Genomic DNA, 16,234 nt, shown 5'->3' on the forward strand with positions numbered 1-16,234 from the left:
TCTCCATAACAAATTTGTTTATACAGGATTGTCCATCCAGGTGATGCGGGGAGGCCCAAAGTGACGACACAATCTGCAAGGGACGTGCCGACCCGAACGCTCACATTGCCCGAAGAACTCGTCCTGATGCTCCTCAACGAGGAGAACGGCTACTTTCACCAAGTGCCGGGCTGGGCCTTGAACTGCGCCATTGTCGGCGCAGCGCTCGCGGAACTCTCCCTCCAGTCCCGCATTGATACGGATATGGACTCCCTGTTCGTGGTGAACGCGACAGCAACGGGCGACCCCATTCTGGACCCCATCCTGAGCGAAATTGCGGGCGATCCAATAAAGCGAAGCGCCCAGTATTGGGTTGAACGGCTCGCTCCCCATGCGGAGTCGACCACTGACATGACCCTGGACCGCCTGGTTAATCTCAATGTGCTTGACCACCACGATGGCGATTTCTGGACGCTGTCTCGCACCGCCTGGCAGACGGAACTGTACACCGGCTCTCGGGAAGGCACCGCGGTTGAGTTCGTCAAGACCCGCATCGGCAAGGTGATCCTGGCCGACGAGATTCCTACCCCGAGGGACGTCATCATCATCGCCCTTATCAATACCTGCGACGTCTTCCGCTTCATTCTCCCGCTCGATGATGCTGCGGAGGAGAGAATTCATCTCGTCAGCAGGATGGATCTCATCGGCCGGTCCATCGCCGCCGCGGTCTCTCACAACCTCGCGGGCCCTCTGCTCCGACACTCCGCCCTTTCGAAGAAGATCCCAACCGTCCCTCTCCGAAAGTTGCTGCTCAGTCCACACATTCGGAAAGGCAATCTTCCCGCGCTCTTTGCGGAACTTACGCAAGAGTACGGCCCGGTGTTTCAGATCAACCCGCCCTTTGTAAAACCCATGACTTTCCTGGCCGGGCCGGAAGCAAACAAATGGGTGCATCGCAGCGGCCGCATGTACCTGAGAACCAAGGACTACTTTGCCGACTTTGAGAAGGTCTATGGGGCGAACGGCGTCCTGCCTTCCCTGGACGGCGCCGATCACTTTCGGCTTCGCAAGTCCCTCTCGTCCGCCTACTCCCGCGGAAGGCTGGAAGGGCAAATAGACAATCTTTACCGCTACATCCGGGGGTTCATGGCTGACTGGAAGGTTGGAGACGCCTACCAGGCGACGCTCATGTGCCGTTCGATGGTCAATGCGCAGCTCTCGCCCCTCATGCTCAGCGTGGAATCGCAGGACCTCCTCGTGGACTTGGCGAAATACAAGGAGCGGGCGCTGCTGGTGCATATCATGAAAGCGCTCCCCAAGTTCATGCTGCAGACGCCGGGAATGCGGCGCCGGGCCAAGATCGTCGACATCCTGCTGGAACGCGTCCAGGGCATGCACACCACCGCCCAGCGGGCGGGCAGCGCACGGGACCTGGCCGACGACCTTCTCAGCCTGCATGCCAGCGAACCGCAGTTCATGCCGGAGACGAACTTGCGTTTCGCGCTTTCGGCGGCGTTGGTCGCCAGTGTCTACCTGGGCGACGCCTTCAGCTTCGCCCTCTACGCCATGGCGTCGCAGCCCGAGCTCCAACGGATGATCCAGGCCGAAGCCGACGCCCTGTTCGAAAACGGCGACCCCGACAGTGAGGACTTCACCTTGTCAGCAGTCGACGTCACGCACCGCTTCCTTATGGAGTGCCTGCGCGTGTACCCCATCGTCCCCATGTCCATCCGCAACGTGATGAATTCGTGCATGGTTGAGGGCTACGAGATTCCGGTTGGGACACGACTCTACATCGGCCAGTCGGCCGCCCACTACATGCCGGAGGTTTTCCCTGATCCCTACAAATTCGACATCGACCGCTACCTGCCGCCACGCAACGAGCACCACAACCCAGGGTACGCCCCGTTCGGGCTTGGCACGCACACGTGCCTGGGCTCCCAGTGGATGAACCTGCAACTGACCATCAACGTGCTGATGGTGGCGCACTACTTCACGCTTGGGATTGCCCCCGCCAACTACAAGCTCAAGATCAATCCAATACCGTCGTTGAAGCCGAGCAGCAAGCTGAAGTTCCGCATCGCAGAGCAGAGGCGTGAGATAAACGTCTAATGCACGATGGTATAGTCCGAACGACAGGGGCCTAGAGGGGCTTGCGGGCCAGGAAGCAGTACAACGGCGTGAAGACCCCCGCCCTGCCCCCTGCGACATAGGCGCTGGCGGTCTGGTCCAGCAGCCCGACGACGTCCGCGGACCCCTTCGGGAACATCCCCAGCGCCTCAACCAGCCTGGACATCCCAATGATCGCTTTGCGGCCCAGCGGAATCCTGCGCAGACCGTTGCCCAGCTTCCTGGCCCCTCCGGTCTCCATGGGCTTGTACCACGGCGTGGTTGGACCGTTCCCCCCTACGGCCCGGTCCTTTGCCTCCATGATTTCAAATCCCGCCGTCTCCAGGGCCCGGTCCACCTCGCCCATAGTCGCGATATCCTTGAGCGCGATGCCGTGCATCAGCTCCTTCTTGATGTCCTGGTGCCGATTGTCTTCGGGATTGAACTTGCCAGTCATGCACATTTCCTGACCCCAGAAGAGGGCCCCGGGCTTCAGGACGCGGTAGATCTCGGCGAACGCGCCCGCCTTGTCCGGCGCATGGCACGTCGATTCGATCGCGTATCCCCGGTCGAACGTGTCGTCCGCGATGGCGCCCATGTCCATGAAGCTGCACCCGAGGTAGTCAACCATGTGGTCGATCCCCGCCTCGGCGTTCAGCTGTTTCGCCTTCTCCAACTGGACTTCACTGCTGTTGACCCCGACAACCCTGACACCGGCCTCCCGGACCACACGGCGCATCGGACCGCCGATCCCGCAACCGACATCGATCACGTCCATGCCCTGGCGCAACTCCAGCTTGGCGATCATCAACCGCTGGTGCCGGGCCTTGGAGTCCTCCAGGGTCTCCCCGGGAGATAGCGGCGCGAAGTGGAGGGACTCGCCCCAACCGAACACCAGGAACTCAGTGGAAAGGTCGTAGTATTCCCTGACGGTTTCGGCGTGGTCGTAACCCGCAGGGCCGGCGTCCTCGGTAGTCGCCCTGTGCAGCCATCCGGAGAAATGCTTCACACGGCGGCGGGCGTCCGATCCCCGGTACGCGGCCTTTAGCCCGTTGGACAGTTTACGGAATTGCATGAGTCTTCTTTCTAGGATGAGTTCTGTTCCTGATCGTAGCGCCGGTGCACGGAGTCGATGGCCGTGTCAAGCTCGTCCGCCCAGCGCATGAGATTGGCCCGCAGCCGCATGTTCTGGTACGCGCCCCAGACCGTCATGGCGGGCGGCACCACCAGGATGGACACAATCAGCGCGTAGGCGATGGTGATCCCCGCCGTTACGCCGAACTGCGCGGAGGCGGCCAGCGGCGAGATCACCAGCACGCCAAGCCCCAGCGCCGTCGTCATCGCGGAGCCCAGCAGCGCGGAGCCGGTGGTCCTGAGCGTCTGGATTGCAGCCCTCTCCGGATCGCGCACCTTGCCGTACTCCTCACGGTAGCGATGGATGATGTGGATGGTGTAGTCCACCCCGATTCCTATCGACAGCGCCGTGATGATTGATGTGATGATGGTGTAGGGGATGCCCAGCAGCGCCATCGTGCCCAGCACACAGATGAGGACGAGGACGATGGGCCCCACCGCAATGATCGCCAACGCGGGTTGGCGCACCGTCATCCAGAAGAAGAGGGCCAGGACGGTGAGGGCCACGGCGACCGTCACGGTGATCGACTCCGTCTGGTTCTCGGTGATGGCGTCCGTCACGGTGACCGATATGACGGTGTTGGAGGTCACGGTGATGGCATCGTCCTCGCCTTGCCAGACCGCCTCCACCTGCTGCTGGAGCGCCTTGGTCCGGGCGGGATCGTTGGTGTAGACCGGGAACTGGAGCAACATGGCGTCGATGCCGTTCGGGTCGTCGATCAGCAGGTGACTGAGAGTTGGGTCCCGCTCTCCAAGCGTGTCCAGGAACTCCTGCATCAGCGCCGGGTCGAGTTCGACGCTTGCCGAGGCCTCCCGGAAGAGCGCGGCAAGCTCCGGGTCGTACTTGTCGCCCGGCGCTCCGCTGTCGTCGATCCAGTCTTCAACCAGCAGATGGTACGACGCCTCGATCGGGCCGGACGCGGCGCCCGGACGCGACCGTTCATCCGCAAAGGCCCTGGTGAGGTCCTGCAGGTTCAGGAGCGTGCGGGTTTCCGTCGCCTCCGCTTTCAGGAGCACGCTGGCAAATTCGGTGGAGCCGCCAACGGCCGCGTCGAGGGTCGCCATGTCCGCGTGCACGTCGCCGTTCCTAGGCAGGATGTCGCGGATGTGGAATTCGGCTTCGATCCCCCGGGCCGCGAACCCAAGCGCAACCGTCACCGCGAGCACCGCGATAATGTAAGGAGCGGGGTTGCGCGTGACGCTCCTGCCCAGCGTCTCCGCCAACCGCTCGACGCCAGGCAGCGCGGTCGAGATCGGCCTGGCCGGCGGCAGGGTGCCGCGCGCCTCCCGCCGCCGGTCGACGATCACCCTGCCCGCCGGGACCAGCGTCAGCATCACGATCAAGCTCATGCCCACGGCAAGTCCGCCGACGATGCCGAAGTCCCCGACGATTTCAATGGGTGAGAAGAGGTTCGCCAGCAGGCTCACAATCGTCGTAACGGCGGCAAGCAGCAGCGGGACCACCACGATGCGCCAGCCCGCGCGGACAGCCCCCAGGACCTGCTCGCCCGCGTTGCGCTGCTCCCTGTAGTGCGAGACGATCTGGATGGCGTAGTCCACCGTGAGGCCGATCATGATGATCGGCACCATCGTCGTGAGTGAGTTGGGAGGGCCGATGACCCCCAGCGCGTTTGGGCCGAGCCAGCCCTCCGTTCCGACGATCCAAATGACCGCTATGAAGAGTCCGCCAAGCGTGAGCAGCAGGTCGATGATGGTGCGCATGAAGAGGAGGAGCAGCGCCGCGATCAGCAGGAAGGCCAGTCCGATCAGGGGCGCCATTCCCTCCTCAGTGGCCTTGACGTATTCGTCCTCAATGACGATGAACGAGATAGTGCTCGCCTGCAGCATACCCTTGCTCGCAAGCGCAAGCTCATGGATTGTCCGCTCGGCGTCGTTGATGCGTTCGTCGCCCGTATCGCGGAGGCGGACGGTGGCGACGCTGACGGGCGTGCCGTCATCGTCGTTTCCGGTCAGGGCATCGAGGGCCAGCTGGAACTGCGGCGGAACCGCCGCCGAGTCGATCTCTGCTTGTGAAACCGACTCGAAACTCCCCACCTGCAAAATGGCTTTGTACAGCAGTGAGGGGCCAATAAGGGGGTCTGTGGCGGTCAGGAGCTCCGCCACGCCCGGTTCGACGGCAACCTGAGCGAGCAGAGCGTCCATCTGCGAGAGGCCGGCCGGGGTGATCGCGTCGCCACGGAAGAGGACCGTCGTCACGCGAGCCTCGCCGGAGTCCGAGAAGAGCCTGTCAATCTCGTCCAGCGCCTCGGCGACGGCGTTGCCCTGCGGCAGCGTGTCCGCAGTCTCCGGCGGCGGCGCCCGCCGCTCGGCGCCCATACCCAACAGGACGGTGATGATCAGGACCACGAGGACCGTCAACCACGGTCGAGCGGTGACCAGCCGGCTCAGCCAATCCAGTATCTTGCTCATCGCGTCCCTTTCTCTCTGAAATAACACCGAGGGGCGCCGGACGCCGCTCCTGGGTGGCCGTCCGAGCGTACAACTCTTCCCTCAGACCTACCGCCCTTCGGGGTCGCGGCCAATGGGCTCTCAATCCTTTGACCGTTCATTGCGCCATACTGCCGACCGTTGCCGGGAGCGGGTTCTCCGCGTCCTGCGGATCAGGGTAGAACTGCGCGCAGTACGTCCGGAACGGCATGATCTCACCGTCAGAGCGGCAGAGGCGGGGGCGTGACCGGTATTGTTTGCGGCTCCAGATGATCACGTCCTGCAGAACGTCCTTGTGCTGCATGGGCGCCAGGAACTTGCACATGACGCTGGCGCGGAACTTGACCGGAAGAAACCCCAACCCGGCGATCCAACGCTTTGGCCTCCGCAGCTCCCCCACCTGCATGATGATCCACAGGTCAATGACAGTCCCATCAACGGGCGTGGCGAGCACCCAGATTCTCAGGTCCATTCCGATAGTGAGCTCCCGGGTCTGGACGAAAGAGTAGCCCAACCCGTAGACGGTCGTGTCTGCGGACAAGTCCATTGTCAACTGTACAACCTTGGCGATTTTCCGGACGGTCCGGAAGTTGAAGCAACTCCTCAAAAGGGGTCCGTCAATCGTCAACTTGCCCACGCGTTCCACGTTGTGGTAGCCGTGGACGTAGCGCAGATGCCCCAAGTCCACGGAGTTCTCCGCCGTATCTTGGGGATGGCCCGGAAATCTGGTTTTCCAGAACTCCAGGCCGCTCCAACCGGTCTGGTCAAGCGCATCTTCAGGCAAGCGCCATTGCGGCTCTCGTCCGCCTATGCCCCACCATGCGAAGACAAGTCCCGCCTCCTCGTGCGTCTCATATACCCGTAGCTTCGCCGTCCGGGGTGGGTCGGCGTAGGGTGTGGCGACGCACTGGCCGGTTGCATCGTACTCGTAGCCGTGGAAGGGGCACACGAGCCGGCCGGCCCGCACGCAGCCTCCCGCGGCCGGGCCCATGTCGGACCCAAGGTGCGGGCAATAGGCGTCGGCGACGCAAATGCGGCCGTCCTCATCACACCATGCGATGATTTCCTCGCCCATCCAGGCCTTTCGGACGAGATTGACCTTTCGCAGCTCCTGACGGCTTGTGACAAAGTACCACCCCTCCGGAAACGGAGAGGGAATTGTGTCGTTCGTCGGCACCTTGCTCCGAGTCGTCATTGAACAACGCTCCTCACGCGAATTCTCGGGCGAACGGTATTCGTCCCCTGTAGCAACCCACCGCTTCTGCTGGAACCGCGTATTCACCCCATCCCTGACGCAATTGATTCTACACGCAATTTTCAACCGCAAACACAATGAAGCCGCAAGTCCTCTCGATGCACTTGCCAATGCCGGCACGGTCTGATTATCAGTCACAGGCCGTACATGGGCTGCGCCTCATTACCGGTCCACTCCCGGCAACCAGCTACAGCCCATACGGCACGGTCGGTGATACATCAGGAATCCAGGAGAAATCCCTCCCCTCCCTCAGCGTTCTCCACCCGCATCATCAGGGCCGGCAGAATGGCAATCAGCGCCAGAAAGCCGGATATCATGAAGAGGTTCTGAAAGACGGTCACACCGGCCTCAATCAGAGGGGCTTCCGTCTCCTCGTACGTTGCTCCAATGGTCACGTGGGCGGTCAAGCTGTAGAAACGCTCTATCCCCCATGCGGACAAGGCTGACAACCCCAGCGCCATACCCACCATCCGGGCTGCCGTGACCAAAGAGGCCGCGGCGCCCCAATAGTGGCTCGGCGCCGCGCTCAAGGCGCTGACGGTTATGGCAGGGATGACCAGCCCAACCCCCAGCCCCGCCGTGACCAGGGGCGCCGTCAGCCTGAACTGGTCCACCTCTGTTTCCCATCCGCTCATGACCAGCAACCCCACCCCTATGAACGCAAGCCCGGTTATGCATACCGCTTTCACCGCAGTCCAGCGCAGCATGTAGCCGCCTACTACGGCTCCCACCGGTATGGCGACCGTCAGGCGGAACAGGTGAAGAGCGCTCTCCCAAGCGCCTTTTTCCTGGACGGTAGCGGCCATAAGGGGCACAGTCACCAGGGATATGATCAAGGCGACCCCCACAAAGAACTGCGCAATGTTGGAGGACAAAAACGCCCTTGACGTGTACAGGAAGGAGGCCATCAATGGCTGGGCGGTGTTCCGCTCCAGAACGACCAGCGCGAGGACCATGAGGACGCCGGCGCCAATCATGAAATACGGGACGATGGACTCTCCCGAAAAGATGCTTCTCTGCGATAGCGAAATGGACAGAATGGTGAGGGCGCCCGCCAGCACCAGCGCCCCAAAGTAGTCCATTTTGGCCGCGGGGTTGGGGCGGTTCGGCAAGACGGCCAGGAGCCCAATGAGAAAGAAGCTCTGGGGAACGTCCAGCCAGAAGATCCATCGCCAGCCAAGGAGTTCGATGATGGCCCCTCCATAGAGCGGGCCCAGGACGGAGCCGGCCTCGGCCGAAGCGGCCACGAGTCCCAGGGCAATTCCCCTTCTCTCCGGCGCTACGGCTGCAACCGCCATCGCCAGGCCGATGGGCACCGTCGCGCCGCCGCCGATGGCCTGCAGCACTCTGGCGGACACGACCCAGGGGAAGTTCGGCGCAAGCGCCACCAGCGCCGACCCAATGGCAAACAGGAGCAACGCCGCATGGAACATTCTGATGCGGCCGTAAACGTCTGAGAGGCGTCCCGCCAGCGGCATGGCCACCGTGTAGGCGATGAGGTACGCGGTCACGATCCAGGAAGCCCGGTCCAGGTCCGTAAGCGGGATTTCCAGGTCGACCATGACGCTGGGCAGCGCCGCCACCACGACAGTCTGGTCCAGCGCAGTGGAGAACACGCCCAGGCAGATAATGCCCAGGACAACCGATTCGGAAGTCCTTATAGAAGTGAGGAAAGTCCTTGCAGCGTTCACGACCCGGAGGCTACCTCTGGGAGTTGTATGTCCACAGGCACGTCAATGTCCATGTTCACCAGACGGCTCGTTTCCGGTGCGTCGTCGTTGAAGAGTTGTCCGTCAATTCTGAGCTGCCGCAGGGTGTGCCCATTTTCGTCGAACCAGTAGCTCAGCGTGATCGCGTGGCCCGGGTCCACCGACGTGATGAGGTTCGACATGTCTTCAGACATCACATTCCCATCGACCCGGATCGTCTGGAAGTCCCCCACAGACTCCCGCCCAACGACCGTTGGGTCTTGCAGGACGGGAAGCAATGCGCTCAGGGTCAGCCCCATCCCCCCGAAGTTGAAGGGCACCTGCTCCAGCGGCAGGGGCAGCCACGGCGCATCCCTGGAGAACTTCATGAAGGCCTGTTCCTCGATCGCTATGATCTCAATCTCCACGAACCCCATGCCCGGGGCTTCCACGTCCACCAGCATCCTGGCGCTGGCCGGAGACTGTATGTCTCCTTCAACGGTCTTCAGCGTCGTTCCAAAGAACTTTGCTCCCGATTGTGTTTCGTCGCTCATCCGGAACTTGGCGGTCGACAAGGCGGCCAGATTCCCGCCCGCGCTTGAAAGCAACTCCTCCAACGACAACTCTGGTTCCGGCGTGGGAGTCGGCGGGGGATCAGAACCACAGGCAGTAGTTAGCAGGAGGATGCCCAACAACAGAGGCACTATCGACCATGAGGCCCGTCGTATCGCGGACAAGTCCATGTTTTACTCTCCATTGCCCCGTAATCAGAAAAGTGCGGTAACTCAACGAGGAACAGAGCTTTCTGCCATGCCATTGGCTTGCACTTGCATCTTTCTTCGAGCAAGTGCCCGCTCCAAAACACTCCCGTAGTATCTCAATCTGCGCCACCTGCGGCAAGTGCATAGGTGAGGCCGAGAGTACGTAATACAAGGTTGCATCTGCTACTCGCCTTCGAAACGAGGGTGGGGAAGCTCCAAGAACAGGACATGAACGACTCAATCTCTGGGAGACCCAATTCGCGGTCAAGCCCTCTCGGGCCGGGACACACGAAATGTTGAGCAGCCGTGCGCCAAGCATGAAGCAAACCAAGAGAGGGGCAGGTTGTGATGCGGGACCATGACTGATGGGAGAGTTGGTGGGCGGCACGTACCGAATTGCGAACTTTTCGCTGGGAAGTCTTGATCCAGGGAGCGGGTCGCCAGTTTCGCTTATGTTCGGCGAGTCCTCGGAGTCTGGATCTCGCGGCTCTGCCAATCCATTGAACGATTCCAACCAGCAGATGGCGATGGGGCTGACAGCACGCATCTCGTCACCTGATCCCCTATCGACAGACTTGAGCGCAACCTGCGCGAAGTCGTTCCCAGCAGGTCCGTAGCGCCGGTACGCGCCCGGTCAGGCCGAAGTTGTAGGCGATGGTCAGTTCAGTAGGTTGCCGCCTGGCGCTGTCGGATTCGCGAAGACTCCTTTAGCTATCCTTACCATACTTATCTACTTGATAATAGCTAGTATCATAATTATAATCATTATGCTATAGGTAACATTCATGGAGCGAGGGACTCATGGCAGCAAAGGGCGAGTTGGTAGCCAGGATTGCCGAGCTGTCGGAGTCACTGGCGGCCAAGAGTCAACCAAAACCCGAAGACCTTGCCACGGAGACCAACCTGACCCTTCCGCAGATTCGGATTCTCTACTTCCTGAGTCGCGGCCCAAAGAGGATCACCGAGGTCTCCCGCGCCCACGGCGTCGCCCTTCCCAACGCCTCAAACATGGTCGAGCGGTTGGTCAAGAAGGGTCTGGTGCAGCGAGTGCCCGACCCCAATGACAGACGAGTCGCTCTGGCTTGTCTAACCAACGAGGGGCGACAGGTCATTGAAGCAATGGCGCGCAGCAACTTCGTAGTCGTTGAGAATCTCACGATGGCCTTATCGATTGCCGAGCTCGAGGTGGTCGTTCGAGCGCTAGAGATACTCAACCGGGGAGCCGATCATCTGGAGGCGGTCAACGATGATGCCGTTGCCGTCCCGGGTGTCGGCACGAGAGAGAGTGCCCCCGATTGAGGAGAACACGCTGCATTGACCAACAAGACTAGTGACTCGCAGGGAGGCAGCCGCATGGCAACGGAAGCGAAAACGGAGTCCGGATCGATCAAGGGTGCATCAAGGGCGGCCATTCACACGAGTGGACTGACCAAGTACTACGGCAAGAAACGCGGCATCGAGAATCTCGACCTGGAAGTCCGGGAAGGCGAGGTCTTCGGCTTCCTCGGCCCCAACGGCGCAGGAAAGTCGACGACCATCAGAACGTTGCTGGACGAGATCAGGCCCACTGCCGGCGCCGCCACGATCCTGGGCCTTGCTACGCACAGGGATGCTGTGGCCATACGAAGGCACATTGGGTATATCCCCGGAGACTTGGCGCTGTACCCGAACCTTACGGGCCGCGACACCCTCGAGTACTTCGCGAACATGCGCGGCGGGGTCGACTGGTCTTTTGTCGGCGAGCTCGCTGAACGCCTCAATTCCGACCTGTCCAGAAAAGTGGGAGACCTTTCGACAGGCAACCGCCAGAAGGTAGGAGTCATTCAGGCCTTCATGAACCGCCCCGAACTACTGATCATGGACGAACCCACCTCGGGACTTGATCCGTTGGTGCAACGGGAGTTTCAGACGATGGTGCGCGAGGTCACAGCGGAGGGGCGCACCGTCTTCCTGTCCAGCCATACGCTCTCTGAGGTCCAGCGGATTGCTGACCGGGTCGGCATCATCCGCGACGGCTTTCTCATAACGGTCGAGTCGGTCGCGGACCTGCGGTCGAAGGCGATCCGTCAGGTGGAGTTTGTGTTGGATTCCCCGGCAGATGCCGCCGTCTTCGCATCGGTCGCGGGGGTCCGCAACGTCATCGCCAACGACAAGCATGTCGAGATGTCCTTCGACGGAGACATGGGCGAGCTCCTGAAGGCGGCGACCGACCGCTACGGCGTTGCGGACATCAAGACCAGCGAGGCCGACCTCGAAGAGATCTTCCTCACGTATTACAAGAGCGACAGGGAGGACTGACGTGGCGGTTGCCAACATCTTCCTCAAGACCGCGCGGGACCGCTGGTTGGGGTGGGCGATCGCTGCCGCCAGCCTGACGCTGCTCCTCTTATTCGGGATGGCCACCTACCGCGACATCGATCTCACGGTCTACACCGAACTGCCTGAAGCGTTTCGGTCGCTGCTTGGCATCGGCGACAGTGTCGACGTGGGCGGGCTGGCCATAGGCTATGTCTTCGGATCGATCGGCGCCATTGTCGTGGCGGTGATGGCCCTCGTGATGGGCGCGGCGTCCATTGCCGGCGAGGAGCGGAACGGCACGATGGGCATTCTCCTCGCCAATCCCAGGAGCCGCACCAGCGTCCTGCTGTCCAAGGCAGTAGCCCTCCTGCTGCTCACGGCCCTGACAGTCTTTGTCATGTGGCTTCCTGTGCATCCCATCGCCGGGTTGCTGAGCGTAGAGATCGGCGGCCTGGAGGTCGAGGCCCTGGCGCTTCACATGTTCTTCAACGCCGTCTTCTACGGAATGCTGGCTCTGGCCATCGGCGCCGTGACCGGCAATCGTGACACGGCGACGGGCGGGACATCCGCCATCCTTGTGCTGTCCTTCTTCGCGGTCGGCCTCCTGCCCCTCGTTGAGGGACTGGAGGGTCTGCGGAAGGCCCTCCCCTGGTACTACTTCGACGGCAGCGACCCCGTCTACAACGGCATTGCCTGGGGCCACATGGCTGTGCTGATTCTCGGGTCAGCCCTGTTCCTGGTCGCGGCCGTCATCGGGTTCAATCGACGGGACCTGAAGGGCCAGTCCGTCGGGACGACCCTCCTGGACAGAGTCCGAGGCAACCCACACCTGAACAGGTTGGTCGGGCGTCTTGCCGGCTCGGCAAGGGTCTCATCGATTCGGGTCAAGACCGCGTCGGATTACCAGGTGCTTCTCCTGGTCACGGCTGCCGCGATGTTCCTGATGATGGGTGTGATGTTGGGCCCAATGTACGCGTCCCTTCCGGAAGAGACGTTGACCGCCTTTGAGAACTTCCCTGAAGAACTGATCGCCCTCTTCGGCGGAGGCGACCTGAGCACACCGGAAGGGTGGTACACCCTTGAGACGTTCGGCTTGATGGCCCCCCTCTCGGTCATCCTGGTGACTGCCATCATGGGCGCGGGCGCCTTCGCCGGCGAGGAATCGCGCCGCACGATGGGACTCGTGCTTGCCAACCCGGTCAGCCGGCACAGGATCGTGCTTGAAAAGACCGTGCCGATGGCCCTCTTCGGCATCCTCGTCGGTGTTGCGACCTTCGCGGGCGTGGCCCTCGGGTCCGTGCTCGGCGACCTCGGGATGAGCATAGGGAATATCGCAGCAGCCTCAGCGCACCAGGTGCTTGTGGGATTGGTTTTCGGGACCCTTGCACTGGCCCTCAGCGCGGGCACGGGACGCACCGGCGTCGCGATTCTTGGCGCTGCGGGCGGGGCGCTGGTCTTCCACCTGCTCACTTCGTTGGCAAACATCAGCGAGGGCCTTGGGGCCATTGCATGGCTATCGCCGTTCCACTACTACCTTGGCAGCGACCCGCTCATCAACGGCATGGACTGGGGTGACGCCGCTGTGTTGGCCGCGCTTTCCATCGTGCTGTTCGGCCTGTCGTTTGTTCTGTTCCAGCGGCGGGATATCAGGCAGCGGGGATAAGGCTTCCCGTCCTGCGTTGTTGTCCACGAGGACATTTGCTCCCCATGCCCGAGCGCCCCATCAGCCAAAAGGCGGCATGCCGTCGGATAAGGAGCACGATGCCCGAATCCGCAACGACGAGCAGCTTGTACGCGCGGGGAAATTGCTCGTCACCTTCTTCCACCTGGGTCAAGGGTAAGCAGGGCTCGAACCGCCTGGAAGCGGTCTGTAGGACCGTTGCCCGTTCCGGGCCCTTAGCCAGCGTAGTTGATGGGCCGGAGCATACCGAATTGCAAACTTTGCGGTGGGAGGTCCAGATCTGAGGCGTTGGTCTGCCAGGCATCCTCGCCCCACAGGACCACCTTGGCGAGTTGTGCAACCGTCGGGCCAGGTCACTCTCCTATTGCAATGTCACAACTCTGGCGTCAGGATGTATGCCGGGAAGGACTGAGCCAAAGGGTCATTCTCATGACATCGCATGAAGGAGGTTCAAGCATGGGCACAATATCCGTGAACCGGCTGGCGGGGCTGTCTCTCATATTCGGGCCTATAATCGCCTTCGTCTTCTTTCTCATGGAGCCGGGCGGACTGCTGATAGACAGCGCCAAGGTGTCAGACGCTGTTGGCTCCATATCGGCCAGGAGTGGCAACCCTGCGCTGACCAATGTAACCAACATCGGGATAATCCTTGGCATAGCCCTGATCCTCTCGGGCCTCTATGCGCTCATGCGGAACGTAACCCTGCAGGGCAACGGCAAGGCGTTGGTCCAGATGGGCTTCTTCATGACCCTCGTCGGCTTGACCGGTTGGATCCTATCCAGCGGCATGGACTTCATTCTGGCCGATGCCCAGACCAGTGAGCAGATCATGGGAAGCGTTCCCGTCTACTACGCCGGCTCCGCTCTCGTCTACGCCGGTGGGATTACACTTGGTTTTGGCGGCGCCATATTCGCGTTGGGCCTCTCCACCAGAGACGACTTCAACCGGATAATCTCCCTGTTGGCTGCCCTTGTCAGCCTGGCCATAATGGTCTTTTTCATGGTGGCCATCCTCAACAACGATGGCCGCGACACGTTCATCTCGCTGGCTCGGAGCTTCTACGTGCTGCTGGTCATCTGGTACGGATACCTGGGCGTCGGCCTCATGAATCGGCCCGATCCCGACCTCTGGCAATAGCGGGCATCCAGCACAAACCGGCGGCCGTCCTTCGAACGCAGGACGGCCGCCGCACACAAGCAGCTGCCAAAGCGAGCCCGGGGCCACGACAACCCCGGCGGATCGAGTCCGGCGCGCACGCGCCCCGGAGCGAGGTGTCCCCGGGTTCGATGCACGGGCGGTCCAGTTCCTCACCGGAGGACGCAGCCTAGCAGAAGGGCATGCCGATGGCCTCGATGTAGTAATCGCCAAGGCGGCGCCACTCTCCGGGTATGCACCCGCTCACCTGGGTATACCCGAGTTCCACCCCAATCAGGCTGGAAAGATTCCCCAACTCCCGCGGGATCTCCCCGCTCAACTCCTCGTTGAAACTGAGGAACAGCCACCGCAAGTTGGAAAGGTCGCCCAACTCCCGCGGAATCTTCCCGCTCAACCGGTTGTCGACAAGGTTCAGGTCCTCCAGGTTGGAGAGGTCCCCAAGCTCCGGCGGGATCTCCCCGCTCAACCGGTTGGAGCCAAGGCTCAGGTCCTCCAGGTTGGAGAGGTCCCCCAGCTCCGGCGGGATCTCCCCGCTCAACTCGTTGCGAGCGAGATTGAGGTACTCCAGATTGGAGAGGTTCCCCAGTTCCGGCGGAATCTCTCCGCTCAACTTGTTGACCCTGAGGGACAGCCACCGCAAGTTGGCAAGGTCCCCCAGCTCCGGCGGGATCTCCCCGTTCAACCCGTTTTCATCGAGGCTCAACCACTCCAGGCTGGCAAGATTCCCCAGCCCCGGCGGGATCTCCCCGCTCAACCCGTTTTCATTGAGCATCAGCTCAGCCAGATAGGAAAGGTTCCCCAGCTGCGGGGGGATCTCCCCGTTCAACCCGTTGCCGGTAAGGACCACCTCAGTGACGCGGCCGTCCCTGTCCGTGGTGACCCCGTGCCACGCAGCCAGTGGCGCGTCGCTCAGCCAGTTTGTGTTGTCGTCCCAATTTGGGCCATCCGTGGCGTTGTAGAGCGCCACAAGCGCCGCCTCGTCCGTCTCCACCGTGGTCTGCTCGATGGAAAGCAACGGCGTTTCCGTGGCCTCAGGCTGTGGCGTATCTGTGGCAGTGGCCCGGCCCAGGAATACGTCGCGGTCCTCCGCGCTGCCGTCCCCGGTTCGGTCGGTTTCCCGCCCTGCCGCGGCTGAGCCGGATCTATCTGTGCCATCCTCAGAGGCGCAGGCCGCCGCGAGGAGCATCAACAACCACACCGACAGAACGATCGCCGTAAAGGGAAATCCTGGCGCTCTTCTCGCAGGTATCCTCAACATTGTCCTCTTGAGGCGAGTTGGACAACCTCTCTAACCTTCGAGATCTGGTCCTCAGCGCCTATTGTACCAAAGCAGGTGTAACCCTTGCGTAACTTCCAGCAAAACACTTATGACCATCTTCAATGTGCCGCACAAGCGCCCGGTTACGCCCATGCACTCCCCATCAGCAGGCCATCGAGGTGCGGGTTGGAACCGGCGCGGCGAGCGCGATCGACGGATGTCGGAATGGCGTGCGGCAGGCTGCGGCGAATTCCGTGCTGCCCGGTCAGCCCGAAGGGGCTCGAACGTTCCGTGAGAATCACGGTGCTGGGATCACAGCCCGCCAAGCCAAAGCTCAAAGACGGCTCTGTCTACCGTATATGTTGGTGGGCTGGACTGGACGAAATCAAGAACCGACGCCTTTTCCCGCCTCACGCCGTCGCTCGGCATGGGCACGGTGTACGTCAGAACGGCCTCGTCTCCATTGAC

The 16,234-nt window shown here is 61.7% G+C and carries 11 protein-coding genes; 5 read left to right on the forward strand and 6 right to left on the reverse strand.

Annotated elements, in window-relative coordinates; all coding sequences use genetic code 11:
* Positions 1 to 60 precede the first annotated feature (60 nt).
* Positions 61 to 2,091, forward strand: a complete 2,031-nt coding sequence (locus tag OXC99_06955) for a cytochrome P450 (GenBank protein ID MCY4624720.1) — start codon at positions 61 to 63, stop codon at positions 2,089 to 2,091.
* A 31-nt stretch (positions 2,092 to 2,122) separates the two neighbouring features.
* Here the strand turns inward: OXC99_06955 and OXC99_06960 are convergent, their stop codons facing one another.
* The 5 genes from OXC99_06960 to OXC99_06980 form a co-directional block, all read right to left on the reverse strand.
* A complete protein-coding gene (locus OXC99_06960; GenBank protein ID MCY4624721.1) occupies positions 2,123 to 3,163 on the reverse strand; it encodes a class I SAM-dependent methyltransferase in 1,041 nt (346 codons plus the stop codon).
* Positions 3,164 to 3,174: 11 nt separating this feature from the next.
* Positions 3,175 to 5,652: an MMPL family transporter gene (locus OXC99_06965; GenBank protein MCY4624722.1), complete on the reverse strand. Its 2,478-nt coding sequence runs from the start codon at positions 5,650 to 5,652 to the stop codon at positions 3,175 to 3,177.
* Between the two features lie 136 nt (positions 5,653 to 5,788).
* Entirely contained in the window at positions 5,789 to 6,865 is a 1,077-nt protein-coding gene (locus OXC99_06970; GenBank protein ID MCY4624723.1) for a Rieske 2Fe-2S domain-containing protein, read from the reverse strand.
* 278 nt (positions 6,866 to 7,143) lie between these two features.
* Positions 7,144 to 8,541 carry an MFS transporter gene (locus OXC99_06975; GenBank protein MCY4624724.1) on the reverse strand — a complete coding sequence of 466 codons (1,398 nt, stop codon included), beginning with the start codon at positions 8,539 to 8,541 and terminating at the stop codon, positions 7,144 to 7,146.
* Positions 8,542 to 8,612: 71 nt separating this feature from the next.
* Positions 8,613 to 9,167, reverse strand: coding sequence for an LppX_LprAFG lipoprotein (locus tag OXC99_06980; GenBank protein ID MCY4624725.1), 555 nt, complete (start codon positions 9,165 to 9,167; stop codon positions 8,613 to 8,615).
* Between the two features lie 1,008 nt (positions 9,168 to 10,175).
* On the opposite strand from OXC99_06980, the gene OXC99_06985 reads away from it, so the two are divergent.
* The 4 genes from OXC99_06985 to OXC99_07000 all read left to right on the forward strand — a co-directional run bounded on the left by OXC99_06985 (position 10,176) and on the right by OXC99_07000 (position 14,490).
* Entirely contained in the window at positions 10,176 to 10,673 is a 498-nt protein-coding gene (locus OXC99_06985) for a MarR family transcriptional regulator (GenBank protein MCY4624726.1), read from the forward strand.
* Between the two features lie 54 nt (positions 10,674 to 10,727).
* Positions 10,728 to 11,672, forward strand: coding sequence for an ABC transporter ATP-binding protein (locus tag OXC99_06990; GenBank protein ID MCY4624727.1), 945 nt, complete (start codon positions 10,728 to 10,730; stop codon positions 11,670 to 11,672).
* 1 nt (position 11,673) lies between these two features.
* Positions 11,674 to 13,335 carry an ABC transporter permease subunit gene (locus OXC99_06995; GenBank protein MCY4624728.1) on the forward strand — a complete coding sequence of 554 codons (1,662 nt, stop codon included), beginning with the start codon at positions 11,674 to 11,676 and terminating at the stop codon, positions 13,333 to 13,335.
* A gap of 474 nt (positions 13,336 to 13,809) precedes the next feature.
* A complete protein-coding gene (locus tag OXC99_07000) occupies positions 13,810 to 14,490 on the forward strand; it encodes a hypothetical protein (GenBank protein ID MCY4624729.1) in 681 nt (226 codons plus the stop codon).
* 187 nt (positions 14,491 to 14,677) lie between these two features.
* Here the strand turns inward: OXC99_07000 and OXC99_07005 are convergent, their stop codons facing one another.
* Entirely contained in the window at positions 14,678 to 15,694 is a 1,017-nt protein-coding gene (locus tag OXC99_07005; GenBank protein MCY4624730.1) for a hypothetical protein, read from the reverse strand.
* Between the last annotated feature and the right edge of the window lie 540 nt (positions 15,695 to 16,234).

This window comes from Chloroflexota bacterium (assembly GCA_026713825.1).
Taxonomy (GTDB): domain Bacteria; phylum Chloroflexota; class Dehalococcoidia; order Lucifugimonadales; family UBA1127; genus UBA1127.